Genomic DNA, 15,949 nt, shown 5'->3' on the forward strand with positions numbered 1-15,949 from the left:
GTAATTCGTGGGGATATTGGCGTGTGCGCCAAAGCCTACGAGCCTAGAGTCAAACCGTCCACCCACTTCACGAGAAAAAAACCATGACGTTGCAGATCGGTTTTCTGTTGTTTCCACAGGTTCAGCAACTGGACCTGACCGGCCCATACGACGTACTGGCCTCGCTGCCGGATGTGAAAGTGCATCTGATCTGGAAAGACCTGATGCCGGTCACCGCCAGCACCGGCCTGCTGTTGAAACCGACCACCACCTTCGATGATTGCCCGGCACTGGACGTGATCTGCGTGCCCGGTGGCAGTGGTGTCGGACCCTTGATGGAAGATGACCAGACTCTGGACTTTCTCAAGGCCCAGGCCGCCAACGCACGGTACATCACGTCGGTGTGCACCGGCTCGCTGGTGCTGGGTGCGGCGGGATTGCTCAAGGGCAAACGCGCCACCACTCACTGGGCCTATCACGAACTACTCAAGCCGCTGGGCGCAATCGCGGTGCAAGACCGGGTGGTTCGTGACGGTAATCTGTTGACCGGTGGCGGCATCACCGCCGGTATCGACTTCGCCCTGACCCTGGCCGCCGAGCTGTTCGACCAGGCCACCGCCGAGTTGGTGCAACTGCAACTGGAATACGCCCCGGCCCCGCCGTTTACCGCGGGCAGCCCCGAGACGGCCCCGGCCAGCGTGTTGGGTGAGGCTCGCCGGCGGGCTGCCGGCTCGTTGAAACTGCGGGCGCAGATCACCGAACGCGCGGCGGCGAAACTCGATCGACAGTGAAAAAAATGGCGGCGGGAACCCGGTTCCTGCCGCCACGACTTTTCATGCGCGCAAAAAAAACCCGCCGAAGCGGGTTTTTCCAAGACCATGACGACTCCTTGTCGTAGCGTTCCTTGCATATGGTCGATCATCCATGATCCTGAGCACATCCTGTGCTTCAGTGGGTGAGGCCAGATTACGCTTAGGATCCAATTTGTAACAGGCGATATCGCTACCATCGCGTGTAAGACATTCGCTATAAACCACCGTCCGAAACCCCTTGGACGCCTCAGGTTTCGAGCCGACTTCAGCCACTCTGTTGCTCGTGGGATTTGGCATTTTCGATCAAAAACTGCTCGATATTGTTCATTTGCTCTTCCCAGCCACGACTGTCCATGCGGAAAGCCCTTTCGCGACGGGTCTGGGGAATATGATCGAAACCGGACTCGGAGACCTTGAGCAACGTGCCGTTGTCCATGTCTTCGAGCTCGAATTTCACCAGGGTGGTGGGTTCCTGGGAGTAATCGACTTCAGGGTTCACGGCATACGGGTGCCAGCGAAACGAAAGCAACCGCTCCGGCTCGACCCGCTCTACCAGTACATTCCAACGCAAATGTTCATAACCGGGATAGGTAACCTGCCCCTGGGTCCATTCGCCTGCCACAAAACGCTTGCCTTCCAGCGCCACGCCAAACCACTGTCCGAACACTTCGGCATTGGCCAGCACACGCCAGACCTGTGAACGCTTGGCCTTGAGCAGGACTTTCCTTTCAATGCGATCAGATGCTGGGTTCATAAGTCACCTCCTGTACTTGAACAGTAGGTCAGTAAGACCACAAGACCAACTCTAAAGTTGTACCAATCGGGATAAGCAATCAACCATACCTGAGATATTCGGTTGCATTTGCGTGGATAAGTTCTGGGCAATCGCAAGGTCAGCGGGTCGAAACTGCTAACGTTCGCCCTCGAAACAGCATGGAAAAGGATAGCGACATGAAAAATCTGCGCGGCAGTTGCCTGTGCCTCTCGGCGCTACACTGCATCTCTCTTTCGGTCACAACGAGCACTCCAGTATGAACCCACGCTTACTCTTGGCGCTGACACCCTTGTTGTTCACCTCCATGGTGTTCGCCGCGGACTGCGACAACGCCAGCGATCAGGCGACGATGAACCAGTGCGCGGCGCAGCAGAACGCGGCCGCCGACAAGGAATTGAATGCGCTGTACCAGCAGATCACTTCGCGGCTCAAGAGCAACCCGGACAGCAAAAAGCAGTTGGTGGGTGCGCAGCGGGCGTGGGTTGCGTTCCGCGATGCCGAGTGCAAGTTTTCGGCATCCGGGGTGGAAGGCGGGAGCGTATATCCGCTGATTTACAGCAACTGCACCACAGAACTGACCAAGGCACGGGTTCAGACGTTCAAGAACTACCTGAAATGCCAGGAGGGGGATATGAGTTGCCCGGTGCCTGGGGTTTGATTTTTGCTGTTTTTGCAGTGTTTTTGAGGGCCTCTTCGCGAGCAAGCCCGCTCCCACAGGGTTCAGTGGTGTGCACGTGATAGTGATCACACTGCGAATCCAATGTGGGAGCGGGCTTGCCCGCGAAGGCGTCAGTTCAGGCGCCGCAATTACCGGACAAAAATCTGCGCCGTGGTAATCGCCATGTCTCCGCCCGGCAACTTGATGCTGCCCGTCTGCTTGAGGCTGTCGGCATCAAAGATCGCCACGTCGTTGAACGTCCCCGCCAGGTAGATCTTGCTGCCGTCCTTGTTGAAGGAAATACAGTAGTAGGAATGATCGAGCGTGGCGGACTGGAGCATTTTCTTCTGCTTGATGTCGTACTTGGCCAGGCGGTTGAGCACGCCAAACATCAGGTTTGGGTCCTTGGGCGAGCGCATGCCGCTGAAGTAGATCTCCGTCAAAGGGCCGAAATCTGTGGTTTCGGTCTTGCCGGTCTTCAGGTCGATGCTGAACAGGCCGTACAGGTATTCGGCGGTGGCCGGGTCCTGTTTCTTGTCCTTGAATTTCGCCGCGGTGTAGAGCAGTGAGAAGTCATGCCGGTAGGTCTGCTGGTTCCACACGTAGAGCACGTCCGGTGCGCTGTAGTTCGGGCGTTTCCAGTGACGGCTGGGGATCAGTACGTCGAACTTGCCGGTTTGCACATTGACCTTGTAAACGTCCGCTCCGGCCACGTACAACGTGCCGTCGTCACCGCTCTGCATGATGGTCAGTTGGCGCGGCGCCGGGAAACTGCGCAGCGGTTTGGCGTCCATGCCGGCATCGGTTGAATACACGTCGAGCCGGGGCTGCTGGACTTCGTAACGATCGTTCATCATCAGCGTCGGGTTGGCGACGGTGTACAGCTCCTTGCCGTCGTGGCTGACCGTGAAGGCGAACATGGACCTGGCCTTCTCACCCGGCTTCTGGGTGATGCTGGCGTGGAACACCTGCTTGCAGTTGTCCAGTTCGACACCGTAGACATCCGCATAGTGATTGTTCAGCACGTAGGCGGTCTTGCGGTCCGGCGACAGTTGCACGGTGCCAGGGCCGAAGGCATCGGGCATCTTGCAGGTCTTGAACAGCGTGTCGGTGGCCAGGTCGATCACGTGCAGGTTGTTCGGGTAGTTGGTGGTCACCATGTATTCGTGACCGACTTGCAGTGCGGTATTTTCATCGGCCAGAACACTGAAAGAACAGCTGCTCAGGACGGCGAACGCGGCCAGGCCGCAGGCTTTGATGTTACGCATGCTGGAATCCTTCTTCTGTGATCACTTGTCTTTGGGGAAGACAGTGCCGAGGTTGCGCCAGTTGTCGTTGGACGCCTGGGCATCCTTGTTCCAGTCTGGGTAGGTGCTCATCATGTCCGGCACCTGGGCCGGCCACCAGCAAGGGTCGGAGCAGCCGTAGAGGTCGGCCTCCATTGGCTGGCACAGCGACGACACACCGCCAAACGCATCGATTTCCCAGCCCGGGTCGGTGGTCGAGGCACAGCCCGCCACGGAGCTCATGGCCACCACTTCTTCGATGCGGTTTTCATCCGCGGCCTGATCCAGCTTCAACGCTTTGTTATTGATTGCCTTGAGATGTTTCATATCAGTGAGCCTTGCGCGGAGTGATGTAGCTGCTGATGAACGCAGGGTTATTGGCCATGATCCGGGTGTAGACCTCGATGCCGAAGTCGACCCAGTCACGCATCAGTTCGCAGTAGTGATAGGTCGGGTGGGTCGGATCGCCATAGCGGGCATAGCTCTCGTGGTAGCAGCCGCCGGAACACAGGTTGCGGATCTGACAGTCTTCGCAGCCGGTGTTGGTACGGTCCAGGCGCTGGGACAGGAAGTCGTTCAACTCCACCTGTTTCACGCCACTATGGACGTTGCCGAAGGTCGGCAGGCTCGAACCGGTAAAACGGTGGCACAGGTTCAGCTCGCCCTTGTGATCCACCGCCAGCATCTTCAGGCCCGCGCCGCATGGCAGGGCTTTCTTGTGGCCTTCGTGGATGTCGGTGATGAGCTGGTGCAGGTTGGAGAACCCGATGTTGCGGTGCTCCAGCGCCGCTTCCAGGTAACGACGACCCAGCGCCTTCATGTTGGCGAACACCTGCACCAGTTCATCGCTGGTGAGGTTGAAGCTGCTGATGTCGCCGGAGGTCACCGGGGCGAAGCCGACTTCGGCGAAACCTAGCTCGTTGAACAGGTGATCCCAGATGGTTTCGACGTCGGTCACGCCGGTGGTCAGGGTCACCCGCGCCCCCACCGGACGGCTGTTGTAGCGCGACAGCAGCATCTCGGCCTTGCGCCGCACCACGTCATAAGTGCCCTGCCCGCCCACGGTGATGCGGTTGCGGTCATGTACGGTTTTCGGACCGTCGATGCTCACTGACAAACCAAAGCGGTGGGCGTTGAGGTAGTCCACGGTTTCTTCGGTGAGCAGCGTGGCGTTGGTGGTCATCACGAACTCGACGAACTTGCCGGCCTCGCGAAAGCGCTTCTCACAGTAATCGACCATGTACTCGATCAGCTTGCGGTTGCTCAGCGGTTCGCCGCCGAAGAACACCACGGTGAAACGCTCTTCGTCCGGGGATTCGCGCAGCAGCATTTCCACCGAGGCGATCGCCGTTTCGACGTCCATTTTCTTGCCCGCCGACGGCTTGTCGAGGTCTTCCTTGTAGCAATACGTGCAGCTCAGGTTGCAGCCGGTGTTGACGTTGAGCACCACGGTATTGATCGCCGTGCGCTCGACCCGTTTGGTGGCGATGTCGGGGGTCAGCGGCGAGCCGTCGCTGACCAGTTCCAGGGCCATCAGCTCGCGCAGGGTCTCGGTGATTTCCTCGCCGTTGAAACGCGCGGCCAAGCGCTGGATCAGGTCGTCCGAGGAACAACCTGGCCCGCGCAAGGTGTCGATGATGGTGCCCGTCAGTTCATCGCTGGCGAACAGCGAACTGCTGGGGATGTGAAACAGCATGCGGTCGGCATCGACCTGCACTTCGTGCAGGTTGCGTTCGACCAGATTCAAGATAGCGCCCATGGCAAACCTCCTGTGCAGGCCCCGCTTGGCGGGGCTTGCGGTCATTCCGAAAAGTGTCTGATGCGATTAACGGTCAGCCAACTCATGGAATGGGTGGATTGTTCCAGCGTTGCACGGTCACGATCATGTGGCCTTCGCCGGTCAGGGATTTTCCTGCGTCGTCGACGGCGGCGATCACCTTGAGGTTGCCGGCATTGTTGGTGGACATCTTGCGCGCCGGGTTCGGCCCGGCATCGCCCGGGGTGAACACGCCAGCGTCGGCCTGCATGGTGCCGGCGAACTTGACGTCTTCGTCTTCCCTGGCGCGGTCGTCGAAGGCCTCGACCTTCCACTGCGCCGGGAACACACCGATGCGGTACGGCTTGCCATCATTGCCCTTGCCCCAGGCTTCCGCATCAAAACGGCCCTGGACTTTCGGCGTCGAACCACCGCCCTCGCCGATCCGTGCCACCGAGAATTCCGGCACAACCTTGACCGAGGCGATCTTGCTGTACACCGACAGGCTCGGGCCCTTTAGCGTGCCGACGCTGACCGAGCGCAAACCTGGCTGGGCATTGGCGGCGGCCTTGAGCTTGACCTTGATCCGCTCAGGGCTCTGCTCGACCACTTCGAGCACTTCCACGCCTTTGCCGAAGTCCGGCTTGCCGGTCAGGCCGCTGCCGATCAGGGTCACTTCGGTTTCACTGCCGGCCTTCAGATACCCAGGCTGCACCGCCAGCAAACGGTTGGAGCCTTGCTTGGCGGCGACGAAGTCCAGGCCACGCTCGTCGTGCTCGGCCTCGAACATCCGGCCCTGCATCGCATTGCCCTGAGCGGCGAACACCTGGCGCATGGTTACGCCATCGATGGTCACGTTGCCGCGCCATTCGTAGCCGGTGTAGAGGATTGCACTGCCGTCGCCGTTGAACGGCGTGCCATCGGCGTACTGGCCTTTGACGTTGACCTTGAAGGTGTCGCTGCCATCGGCACTCACGGTCATTACACCCGCCAGCTCACCCTTGCCCGGCAAGTGGCCGCTGAAGCTCCAGTCGCCCACCAGGGCATCGGCTTTCGGCGCGGCGCTCTGCCATTTTTTCCAGGCCGGATTGTCCAGCGGATAACGCTTGGCCAGCAGCGGCACCATTTCTTTGCGGGCCATATCGAACCAGTCGCGGTCCCGGGACAGCGCCTGGTACTCCAGGGACGGCCACTGACCGAGGTGGAAATTCACCAGGCGCTCCCACTCCTGGGCCGGACGCCGTTGCAGGGCAACCCGCGCACCGGAGTGGCAGCGGCCGCACATCTGGCTGGTCTGGTCGTCGAACTGCTCGACGGTATTGAGCCGGCGCTCCAGTGCATAGCGCACGCCGTCGGTTTCGCTCGGCGCCAGGCCTTGGGTGTCGGCCAGGTATTTGACCAGCGTGCGACGGTCCTCATCGCTGATCTGCAAACCGTGCATGGTCTGCATCCGGGCAATGCTCATCAGCCAGCCTTCCGGCGTTTTACGCTGGTGGCTGATGCGGCTGAGGGCGTTATCGGCTTCGGGGGTGTGACAGCCCTGACAGGTTTCCTTGAGGATGGTCTGGGCGTCGCGGGCTGCCAGGCTATGAGGCGAATGCAGCGCTACACAAGCGGCTACGGCCAGCAGGCTGGCGCTCATGCCTGATCGGAGTTTTCTCTTCATCAACGTCGAACCTCGCACGGTGCGTTCTTATTGTTGTGGCTTATCGTTTTTATGGTTTCTGCCGTCGGCTTTGATCCGCCGACGAAGGCAAGAGAAACGTCTGAGATGTGCAATACACAGAGCGTGCCAGCTTATGAATACCTCAATGAATCAATGATTTGCCGATAATGGCCGGCGTTTTGCCAATCGTGTCGTCGGCGTTCCACGTTTAATTTCGCGACAACTGTTTCAGCCTGAGACAAGCATAGCTTTCTGTAGGAACGAGCTTGCTCGCGATGGTCGTTAACGATATCGCGTGCTTACAGGCTAAACGTAGTGATCTTTCGTCCATCGCGAGCAAGCTCGCTCCTACAGGGTGTCGCGTTCGGGGCGTCTCACGTCGTCGCAATTTGCGACGTTTATCGATCTCACGGTGACCCGGAAAATATCTGTCACCCCACTAGATCGGGCCTTGCGGCCGAAAAAACACAACTGGCACAGGCATTGCGAAAGCCCGGTTCTCACGAACAACAAGAGGCCTCGCCAATGTCGCTCCCAAACCTGCTTCCCGCCACTTCGGCATTCATCCAGCGCGCCCCGCGCATGCTCATCGGCGGTGACTGGGTCGAGGCCGCCGACGGCCAGACCATGCCCCTGCACAACCCGGCCACCGGTGAGGTGCTGTGCGTGGTGCCACGGGCAACACCGGAAGATGTCGACCGTGCGGTGCTCGCCGCCCGCCAGGCGTTCGACGATTCGGCCTGGACCCGCACCCGTCCCCGGGAGCGGCAGAACCTGCTGTGGAAACTCGCCGACCTGATGCAGCGCGACGCCGAACTGCTGGCGCAACTGGAATGCCTGAACAACGGTAAAAGCGCGGCGGTGGCCCAGGTGATGGACGTGCAACTGGCCATCGACTTCCTGCGCTACATGGCCGGTTGGGCGACCAAAATCGAAGGCTCCACGGTTGACGTGTCGGCACCACTGATGCCCAACGACCAGTTCCACAGTTTCATCCGTCGCGAAGCGGTCGGCGTGGTCGGTGCCATCGTTGCCTGGAACTTCCCGCTGTTGCTGGCCTGCTGGAAACTCGGCCCGGCCCTGGCCACAGGCTGCACCGTGGTGCTAAAGCCGGCCGACGAAACCCCGCTGACCGCCCTGAAACTCGCTGAGCTGGTGCTGGAAGCCGGGTATCCCGAAGGCGTATTCAACGTGGTCACCGGCACCGGCATCACCGCAGGTTCTGCCTTGACCCACAACCCGCTGGTGGACAAGCTGACCTTCACCGGCTCCACCGCCGTCGGCAAGCAGATCGGCAAGATCGCCATGGATTCCATGACCCGGGTCACCCTGGAGCTAGGCGGTAAATCACCGACCATCGTCATGGCCGACGCCGATCTGAAAACCGCCGCGGCCGGGGCTGCCAGCGCGATTTTCTTCAACCAGGGCCAGGTCTGCTGCGCAGGCTCGCGGCTGTATGTGCAGCGCAAGCACTTCGACAATGTGGTGGCGGACATCAGCGACATTGCCAACGCCATGAAACTCGGCAACGGCCTGGACCCGAGCGTCGACATGGGGCCCTTGATCTCGGCGCGCCAGCAGGAGCGCGTCTACGGGTACATCGAAAAGGGCCGGGACAGCGGCGCGACCATCGCCTGCGGTGGCGAGCAGTTCGGGCCTGGGTTCTTCGTCAAGCCAACGGTAATTGTCGACGTCGATCAGAAGCACTCACTGGTGCAGGAAGAAATCTTCGGCCCGGTGCTGGTGGCCATCCCGTTCGATGACGAAGCCGATGCCCTGCGCATGGCCAATGACAGTCCGTATGGATTGGGCGCGAGCATCTGGTCCAATGATCTGGCGGCGGTGCACCGGATGATTCCGCGCATCAAGTCAGGCTCGGTGTGGGTCAACTGCCACAGCGCCCTGGACCCGGCGCTGCCGTTCGGCGGCTACAAGATGTCCGGGGTCGGGCGTGAGATGGGGTATGCGGCGATCGAGCATTACACCGAGTTGAAGTCGGTGTTGATCAAGTTGTGATTTGTAGCGTCCTTCAGGCCGCCTTCGCGAACAAGCCCGCTCCCACATTGGAATGCGTTCCCCTGTGGGAGCGGGCTTGCCCGCGAAGGCGCCCCCACAGCCACTACGCCACTGTTTCGCGGCCCTGTGGTTGACCCAACCCATATTTTGCGCCGGCCCGAAGCGCGTGACGAAGCTTCAGGGCCGGCCGTTCGACGCAGTAGTACGATACGCCGCTGAGCAGCAACGACAAGGCCAGCACTGTTGCAACAACGGCCCCATCGTAGGCGACCGACCAGACAGCGTGCAGGAAGTACATCACCACATAGTGATTCAGGAACACGCCGTAGCTGATATTGCCGAGGAATTCGTCAATCCGGTGAAACCGAAGCTTTGTCAGCAGGTACACGGCGGGCACGCCCAGCGCTATGCCGGCGGTCACTTCGGCATTGAACGGCCGGCGCTCTATCCATCCCGCCATGATGGCCGCAAACATCAAGGCCGCCACCACGGCGGTGCCGGCAGCGATCGCCAAATCCTTCGGCTGCGCTTTGTACAGGTAGCTGCCGCACAGGAACATGAACAGCACACCCGGCAATAGACGGTAGCCGTACAGGTCGGTGTTGATGAAACCCAGGCACGCGACCATGAAGACAACGACGGATAGTGCAAACGCAACGCCCCGCGCCCTATAGATGATCAGGAAAGGGATCATCAGGTAGAAGCACATCTCAAGCCCCAAAGACCAGGCCGGCGGCAAGATCCACGATCCCGCCGCGCCGAACATGTAGAAGCCGAGTGGCACGATAGCCAGGCTTGCGGCGATGTTGCGCAGCGTCAGCTCCGCGGCTTGAGGCGTGCCGGGCAGCAGGAAATAGATCACCGCACAGGAAACCACGAAGTAGAACAGGAATTGAGGATAGAGCCGCAGGGCGCGGTCCAGATAGAACAGGCCGACTTTCTCCGGCGTCTTGTAGTTGCGCTCGATCAGCGAGGTCATCACGAAACCGCTGATCATCAGGAAGGAAATCACGGCAATCACGCCGGGGTTTAGCCCCATGAACGTCTTGCCCATATGAGAAACGGCCACCAGAACGGCCAATAGCAGACGATAAGCTCCCACTTGAACCCCAAAATTCCTTTTCGTTATGGCGCGTAAATTACGATGCTTTGCGCTGGGAGAACAGGCTTTTTCGCCGTATCCGGATGTTCTTCATTCAAGGTTTGAAACCCTGGCCCAGCAACCAGCTGCGAACCATCCGCCCCTGCTCCACCGTCAGCCCGGCCAATACCTGATCCGCCGGCTCTCCCTGCTTTAACCTCCGCACCAACGCCGCCACCTCAACCCCATGCACATGCCATATACCCAGCGGTTGATCCACCGTGATCACCACCTCGGCTTCATCGACCAGCCCATCACGCAACACCGGCACCCGCTCAATCCTCAGCGCATTGAAATCCGCCTCGGCATGGGCCACTTCGGCATCCGGCCAGCTCCGTCGTGCCTGCCAGAACGGCTGGTCCGGCCAGCGTTGCTCATCGGCATAAAAATCCCGGCCGATCCGCGCAAACCGCAAAAACAACTGCTCCACCCGCTGCTGGTGGAAACGCTGGGCCAGAGCCGTTCGTTCGGGTTTGCACAGCAGCGTGTTGATCACCGCGGGCGCCTGCAACGCCGAAGACAAGGACTGAAAGATGCCATTGCCTGACAGAGGATCGACGGCCATTGCCGCATCGCCGACCCGAATCCAGTTATCGCCACACACCTGCGGGCTCAGAATCGCCGTGCTGCTGCGGGCGTGCAGTTGCAGATCAGATTCCGCTTCGCCCGCAAAAAATGCGGCGGCCAGCTTCGAACCCTGGCGCCGCTGTCGACAGTAATCGAGCAACATAGCCTTGCCCGGCAACCCGGCACTGGCCACATCCACCGTCCATTGCCAGTAACACTGGCCGTCGGCGCGCCGCGCCATCCACGCCCAACCGTCCTCAAGGCTTTCCACGGCGCTGGCAGTGCTGCCCGGCGAACCCTGCCAGCGATTGAGCAAGCTGACGGTCTCGGGCCCACGCAAGCCTTTGCCGATAGCGGGGGCCTGACGTCCTCGGGCCTCCACGAGAAACGGTGCGAGAAGTGGTTCGCGGCCGTCGATTTCAATTCGATGGCCATTGGCCGATGACTGAACCGTCAGCACCCGGCCTTCGATCAATTCGACCCCCGCCAGGCGCAAATCCTCACGCAGACCTTGGTCAAACACCGGACGGTCGAGCAAGTATTCGATGTTCTGCGCATGCTGCTGGCCATTCCAGTTCACCTGGCGTTGAGAAGGCCGCGCTGCTTGCGCCAACGCCTGATGCAGGCCCGCGCCGCGCAAGGCTTCCAGAACCCGCACGGACACGCCTTCGAGCGCCGCAAACCGGCGCCATTCGCTGATCAGCGTGACGCCATGGCCCAGCCGCTTCAAACCCAGCGCGACCGCGGCCCCCGCCGGGCCGGCGCCCAGAATGACGATGTCGGTCATGGCCCGAAGCGCCGTTCAGGGCCACGGTAACGGGCATGCTCGCGCAACCACTCGATGACTTGCTCATTGCTGGCACCAGGTTGTTCGACGAGGAACCCGGCAATGTGCCCGCTCAAGGCGGCACAACCGAGGCTCGCCCCGGATTGCCCCGGGTAGGTGCCATGCACACACGCGGCGAAATCCGCCTGGGCGCTGTTGAGCCACGACCATTCCTGCTCGGCGCACCGCGCATCGCCGGTCACCCGCAACACCTGCGGATAGTTCGCCGGAAACACCCCTTCCCCTTGGGCCGGGCTCGACGCACACAGCAGCACGCCCTGCGCCACCGCCGCCGCGCAGGCCGCGCGCAGCAGGCTGCGATCCTGGCGCAGGCCAAGGCTCAAATTGATCAATCGAACGTCCTGCGTCAGCAGCCAGTCAATCGCCGTGGCGATCTGCAAGGCGCTGGTGACACCGCGCTGGTCGAACACCTGAGCCACGCAAAACAGCGCCGAGGGTGCACGCCGGCCGATGGCCTCGATCACCGCACTGCCATGCCCCAGCGGGTCTTCGCGCAAGTCGCCCTCGGCCAGGCCGTCTTCGAGCAATGAAAAGCGCCGACCGGTGATCACTTGCACCCGTTGTGCCGCCGAGTGACCGCTGTCCACCACACCAATGCGCAACTCAGGTTTCATGCAGCACCGTTTTCGAGGTCAGTACGCCGTCGAGCAATTCGAAGCGCAGGTCGGCGTCGGCCAGGGTTGAAGGGCGATGGCTGATCAGGATGCGCGTACGCCCGGCAAACAGGCGGTCGATGGCGTCGATGACCTCGCGTTCGGTGGCTTCATCCACCGCGGAAGTGGCTTCATCGAGCACCAGGATCAGTGGGTCTTGCAACAGCGCCCGGGCAATCGCGATGCGTTGTTTCTGCCCGCCGGACAACTGCTGACCCCGCTCGCCCAAGGGACTGTCGAGACCTTCGGGCAAGGACTCGATCAGGCTGTCGAGTTGCGCCAGCCGTGCCACTTCGGCAATCGCCTCGCGGCTGGCGTCCGGTGCCGCGTAGGCCAGGTTGTCGGCGAGGCTGCCGCGAAACAGCACGATGTCCTGGCTGACGATGGCGATGCGCCGACGCAACTGGAACAGATCCAGCTCGCGCAGATCGACGTCGCCCAGCAGTACCCGGCCCGATTGCGGATCGTGATGACGCTGCAGCAGGTCGATCAGGGTGGATTTACCCACGCCCGAGCCGCCGCTGAGGGCCACTTTCATGCCGTAGGGAATCCGCGCCTCGATACCGCGCAGGGTCGATTGACGACCGGGGTGAGCGAAGTGCACGTTGTCGAACCAGAGATCGCCGCCAGTGGGCATTGCCCTTGGCGTGGCGGGCGTCAGCACGGTCGGTTGTTCGCCGCGCAATTCCATGACCCTGCCGAGGCTGACGGTCATCCGCTGGATCGCGACGTAAAGCCCGAGCAGGCTTTGCACCGGCCCCACGGCCATGCCCAGGTAAGTGGAAAAGGCAATCAGGGCGCCGAGTTGCCAAGTGCCCTGCACCACCCAGTAACCGCCAATCAGAAATGCGCAGGCCCGGGACAGCGAGGTCAGGGTACCGGGCACGGCCTGGGTGAAAAACTCGGTGACTTGCAGGCGCAGCAACTGGCTCATATAGCCCTGCCCCAGCGTCTCGAGGCGCCGCGCTTCGCGCTGCTGCTGGCTGGCGGACTGGATGAATTTCATCACCGGCAATGTCTCGACCATGAACGACGACATGTCCGCCGAACGCTCGCGCAACTGCCGCACATCACGCTCCACCTTGCGCCGCATCCAGCGCAGCCAGAGCACGTCGAGGGGAATCAGCACCAGCGCCAGCAGCGACAGTTTCCAGGACAAGGTCAGCAGCATCGCTACCGCGACCACCAGGCCGATCACGCTGGACACGGCCGAGAACAGCGAGTCCACGGCGAACCGCTGGATTTCCGCGACGTCGCCATCGAGGCGCGACATCAGGTCGCCGATGCGCCGCTGGCCGTAAAAGCTCGGTGACAGGGTTTGCAAATGCCGGTACAGGTCATCGCGCAGGGCAAACAGCATGCGCCCGGACAGTCGCGTGTGCAGGTAGCGGTTGATGCCCGAAAGCGCCGTGCCCAGCAACCCGGCAACGATCATCAGCCCGGCGATCATTACCAGCATCGGGAAGTTGCGCGCCAACAGGCCATCGTCGATCAGCAGTTTGGTCAGCCACGGCTGCACCAGCACCAGCGCCGAGGCGCAGACCGACAAACCCAGCAGCCCGGCAATCGCCAGGCGATGGGGGCGCACGAAGCTGTACAGCCAGCGCAGCGACGCTTGCAGCGCCTCGGGGTTCTGGCTGTCGATCAGCCGAACGATCAGGCGCTGCATCACGAACGCAACTGTTTGAGCTTGCGATAAAGCGTCGCGCGACTGATGCCCAGAGCGTCGGCGGCGGCCGAGACGTTGCCCTGGTGCGTGTCCAGGGACTGACGGATCAGCTCCAGTTCGTTTTCCCGGATGCTGCCGGCCTGGGGCCGTTCGCTGGTGGTCAACTCGTCGAGCATGCTGTCGGGCAAGTGGTCGAGGGTCAGCACGGTGTCACCCGGTTCGCGCATGGCCAGCGCGGTGCGCAGGACCATCTCCAGTTGGCGGATGTTGCCCGGCCAGTGATAGCCGCAGAGCAAGCGATTCAGATCATCGTGCAGGACCACGGCGGGTGCGCCCAGTGTCGTCAGCATGCGAGCGACCAACGCGCCGAAATCCTCGCGCTCGCGCAGGGCCGGGAGCATCACGCTGATGCCGTTGACCCGGTAGAACAGATCCTCGCGAAAGTGTTTTTCTTCCACCAGACGCTTGAGGTCGCGGTGGGTGGCGCAGATCAGAGCGACGTCGATGTCCTGCTCTTCGCCTGCACCCAGGGGCGCGACCTTGCGATCCTGCAGCACCCGCAACAACCGGGCCTGCAAGGCCAATGGCATGTCGCCGATTTCATCGAGAAACAAGGTGCCGCCATGGGCCTGCTGCAAGCGCCCGACCATGCCGCCCCGGCGTGAACCGGTGAACGCGCCTTCACGATAGCCGAACAGTTCGGACTCGATCAGGCCTTCGGGAATGGCCGCGCAGTTCACCGCCACGAAGGGTTTGTCGCAGCGCGCTCCAGCCATGTGCAGGGCGCGGGCGATCACCTCTTTACCGGTGCCGGTTTCGCCCAACAACAGAACCGGCAGTTCATTGGCCAGGCCTTGACGGGCCATGCGCAAGGCACGGGCGTAGCGGGTATTGCTGCCAGCGAGTGCTTCCAGGTCCGGTTGCGCCTTGGGCGGTTTTGCGACTGTGCGCGGCGGGCTGCTGACGTTGATCGAGCGTTGCGGCGCGCGCAGGGTTTTGTAGAAGAATTCACCCTTGGCGGTTTGCAGGCTGCCGGCGCCACCCTGATGCAGACGCGCCAACAATTGCAGGCCGTCGACTCCGAGAAACTCTTCGCAACGCCGACCGACCAAAGCCGAGCGCTCGGCGTGCAGCAATTGGCAGGCCTGGGCACTGACCGCCAGGATCTGCCCGCCGAGGCTCACGGCCAGCAAGCCTTGCCACGGGGATTCCAGATATTGCCGGCGGCTGTGGAAGGCCAGGACTATTTCGTCCGGATAGCTGGCGTTGAACACCCGGCTTTCGATCTGGCTGACCGCCATCGCCAGCAGCGCGGTGCTGTCGTGGGCACGGCCGAGCGGGCCTTCGCGGGTCAGGTCAAGGACGCCGAGAATGTCACCCTGGGGGCAATGGATCGGCACCGAAGTGCAGGAAAAATCACTGAGGCGATCCAGATAATGTTCGCCGCAATCGATCAGGGTCGGCCGGGATTCCACCAGTGCCGTGCCCAGGGCGTTGGTGCCGCGAACCGCTTCACTCCAGCAGGTGCCGAGGGTAATGTCCAGCAGGCCGCTGCCCTTTAGACGGTCGGCGCGGCCTTCGACGGCGATGATGGTGGCGTCGGAGTTGGCGAGGATGATCACCCCTTCCTTGCCCTGACGCTCGGCCAGATAATCGATGGCCGGCAGCGCGGCGTCGATCAACAGGCGGTTGCTGGAAAGCAACACGTCGAGGCTGGCGCTCGATTCCAGCGCCAGTTCATGCTTGGCATTGAAATGCACGCCATGGCTGAGGCTGCGTCGCCACGAGGCATCGATTTCCGCACGCAGGACGCCATCCGGCACTTCGCCTTCCAGGTGCAACTTTTCCCGAGCCAGCCGGGCTTCACGATGCAGTTTGGGGGAGTTTGTTTTTATTGGCGTCATCAAGCGCTCCGGGTCATCCACCCTGCGCCTTCATACGTCGGCGCCCTGCCGCAATCTTTACGTTAACGTCAGGGCTATGGCAAGTGCCGTAGGGCGCTTGTGTTCCGTCAGGTGGACCCCGTTATCGTTCATCGCGAGCAAGCTCGCTCCCACATTTGACCGAGGTGAACCGCATATTTGTGTTCAACACTGACCAGTGTGGGGGCGATCTACCAGGCAG

13 protein-coding genes are annotated in these 15,949 nt (G+C 61.5%); 3 read left to right on the plus strand and 10 right to left on the minus strand.

The window, feature by feature from the left end:
- The first annotated feature begins 83 nt into the window (after nucleotides 1–83).
- The gene (inhA, locus tag AC3WTM_RS23260) at nucleotides 84–770 is read left to right on the plus strand and encodes an isonitrile hydratase (protein ID WP_102671074.1); all 687 of its coding nucleotides are present in this window, start codon (nucleotides 84–86) and stop codon (nucleotides 768–770) included.
- Nucleotides 771–1,056: 286 nt separating this feature from the next.
- On the opposite strand, the gene AC3WTM_RS23265 is transcribed toward inhA, so the two are convergent.
- Entirely contained in the window at nucleotides 1,057–1,545 is a 489-nt protein-coding gene (locus AC3WTM_RS23265) for an SRPBCC family protein (RefSeq protein WP_102671073.1), read from the minus strand.
- 277 nt (nucleotides 1,546–1,822) lie between these two features.
- Between AC3WTM_RS23265 and AC3WTM_RS23270 the strand changes: the two genes are divergently transcribed.
- On the plus strand, nucleotides 1,823–2,224 hold the full coding sequence (locus AC3WTM_RS23270; protein WP_102671072.1) for a lysozyme inhibitor LprI family protein: 402 nt from the start codon (nucleotides 1,823–1,825) through the stop codon (nucleotides 2,222–2,224).
- Between the two features lie 149 nt (nucleotides 2,225–2,373).
- Here AC3WTM_RS23270 and peaD read toward each other — a convergent pair whose 3' ends face one another.
- The 4 genes from peaD to peaA form a co-directional block, all read right to left on the minus strand.
- Nucleotides 2,374–3,492 (minus strand): quinohemoprotein amine dehydrogenase subunit beta, encoded by a 1,119-nt coding sequence (gene peaD / locus AC3WTM_RS23275; protein WP_102671071.1) that lies wholly within the window; start codon nucleotides 3,490–3,492, stop codon nucleotides 2,374–2,376.
- Nucleotides 3,493–3,513: 21 nt separating this feature from the next.
- The gene (qhpC, locus tag AC3WTM_RS23280; RefSeq protein WP_008016081.1) at nucleotides 3,514–3,837 is read right to left on the minus strand and encodes a quinohemoprotein amine dehydrogenase subunit gamma; all 324 of its coding nucleotides are present in this window, start codon (nucleotides 3,835–3,837) and stop codon (nucleotides 3,514–3,516) included.
- 1 nt (nucleotide 3,838) lies between these two features.
- On the minus strand, nucleotides 3,839–5,269 hold the full coding sequence (peaB, locus tag AC3WTM_RS23285; protein WP_008056152.1) for a quinohemoprotein amine dehydrogenase maturation protein: 1,431 nt from the start codon (nucleotides 5,267–5,269) through the stop codon (nucleotides 3,839–3,841).
- An 82-nt stretch (nucleotides 5,270–5,351) separates the two neighbouring features.
- Entirely contained in the window at nucleotides 5,352–6,932 is a 1,581-nt protein-coding gene (peaA, locus tag AC3WTM_RS23290; protein WP_102671070.1) for a quinohemoprotein amine dehydrogenase subunit alpha, read from the minus strand.
- A 525-nt stretch (nucleotides 6,933–7,457) separates the two neighbouring features.
- Between peaA and AC3WTM_RS23295 the strand changes: the two genes are divergently transcribed.
- Nucleotides 7,458–8,948 carry an aldehyde dehydrogenase family protein gene (locus AC3WTM_RS23295; RefSeq protein ID WP_102671069.1) on the plus strand — a complete coding sequence of 497 codons (1,491 nt, stop codon included), beginning with the start codon at nucleotides 7,458–7,460 and terminating at the stop codon, nucleotides 8,946–8,948.
- A gap of 103 nt (nucleotides 8,949–9,051) precedes the next feature.
- Here the strand turns inward: AC3WTM_RS23295 and AC3WTM_RS23300 are convergent, their stop codons facing one another.
- The 5 genes from AC3WTM_RS23300 to AC3WTM_RS23320 form a co-directional block, all read right to left on the minus strand.
- Nucleotides 9,052–10,050 carry an acyltransferase family protein gene (locus AC3WTM_RS23300; protein ID WP_102671068.1) on the minus strand — a complete coding sequence of 333 codons (999 nt, stop codon included), beginning with the start codon at nucleotides 10,048–10,050 and terminating at the stop codon, nucleotides 9,052–9,054.
- A gap of 94 nt (nucleotides 10,051–10,144) precedes the next feature.
- Nucleotides 10,145–11,443, minus strand: a complete 1,299-nt coding sequence (qhpG, locus tag AC3WTM_RS23305) for a flavin-dependent monooxygenase QhpG (RefSeq protein ID WP_102671067.1) — start codon at nucleotides 11,441–11,443, stop codon at nucleotides 10,145–10,147.
- Nucleotides 11,440–12,117: a subtilisin-like serine protease QhpE gene (gene qhpE, locus AC3WTM_RS23310; RefSeq protein WP_102671066.1), complete on the minus strand. Its 678-nt coding sequence runs from the start codon at nucleotides 12,115–12,117 to the stop codon at nucleotides 11,440–11,442. Before qhpE ends, qhpG begins: the two co-directional genes overlap by 4 nt.
- Nucleotides 12,107–13,825, minus strand: a complete 1,719-nt coding sequence (locus AC3WTM_RS23315) for an ABC transporter ATP-binding protein (protein WP_102671065.1) — start codon at nucleotides 13,823–13,825, stop codon at nucleotides 12,107–12,109. Before AC3WTM_RS23315 ends, qhpE begins: the two co-directional genes overlap by 11 nt.
- Complete coding sequence (locus AC3WTM_RS23320; RefSeq protein ID WP_102671064.1) at nucleotides 13,825–15,729, minus strand: sigma-54-dependent Fis family transcriptional regulator; 1,905 nt, start codon at nucleotides 15,727–15,729, stop codon at nucleotides 13,825–13,827. The genes AC3WTM_RS23315 and AC3WTM_RS23320 overlap by 1 nt, the downstream gene beginning before the upstream one ends.
- Between the last annotated feature and the right edge of the window lie 220 nt (nucleotides 15,730–15,949).

The sequence above is a fragment of the Pseudomonas sp. EU05-FHT14B02 genome (genome assembly GCF_058791055.1).

Bases quoted from the DNA above. Each gene is read 5' to 3' on its own strand.
- inhA (WP_102671074.1), top strand. From the start codon at position 84: ATGACGTTGCAGATCGGTTTTCTGTTGTTTCCACAGGTTCAGCAACTG.
- AC3WTM_RS23265 (WP_102671073.1), bottom strand. From the start codon at position 1,545: ATGAACCCAGCATCTGATCGCATTGAAAGGAAAGTCCTGCTCAAGGCC.
- AC3WTM_RS23270 (WP_102671072.1), top strand. From the start codon at position 1,823: ATGAACCCACGCTTACTCTTGGCGCTGACACCCTTGTTGTTCACCTCC.
- peaD (WP_102671071.1), bottom strand. From the start codon at position 3,492: ATGCGTAACATCAAAGCCTGCGGCCTGGCCGCGTTCGCCGTCCTGAGC.
- qhpC (WP_008016081.1), bottom strand. From the start codon at position 3,837: ATGAAACATCTCAAGGCAATCAATAACAAAGCGTTGAAGCTGGATCAG.
- peaB (WP_008056152.1), bottom strand. From the start codon at position 5,269: ATGGGCGCTATCTTGAATCTGGTCGAACGCAACCTGCACGAAGTGCAG.
- peaA (WP_102671070.1), bottom strand. From the start codon at position 6,932: ATGAAGAGAAAACTCCGATCAGGCATGAGCGCCAGCCTGCTGGCCGTA.
- AC3WTM_RS23295 (WP_102671069.1), top strand. From the start codon at position 7,458: ATGTCGCTCCCAAACCTGCTTCCCGCCACTTCGGCATTCATCCAGCGC.
- qhpG (WP_102671067.1), bottom strand. From the start codon at position 11,443: ATGACCGACATCGTCATTCTGGGCGCCGGCCCGGCGGGGGCCGCGGTC.
- qhpE (WP_102671066.1), bottom strand. From the start codon at position 12,117: ATGAAACCTGAGTTGCGCATTGGTGTGGTGGACAGCGGTCACTCGGCG.
- AC3WTM_RS23315 (WP_102671065.1), bottom strand. From the start codon at position 13,825: ATGCAGCGCCTGATCGTTCGGCTGATCGACAGCCAGAACCCCGAGGCG.
- AC3WTM_RS23320 (WP_102671064.1), bottom strand. From the start codon at position 15,729: ATGACGCCAATAAAAACAAACTCCCCCAAACTGCATCGTGAAGCCCGG.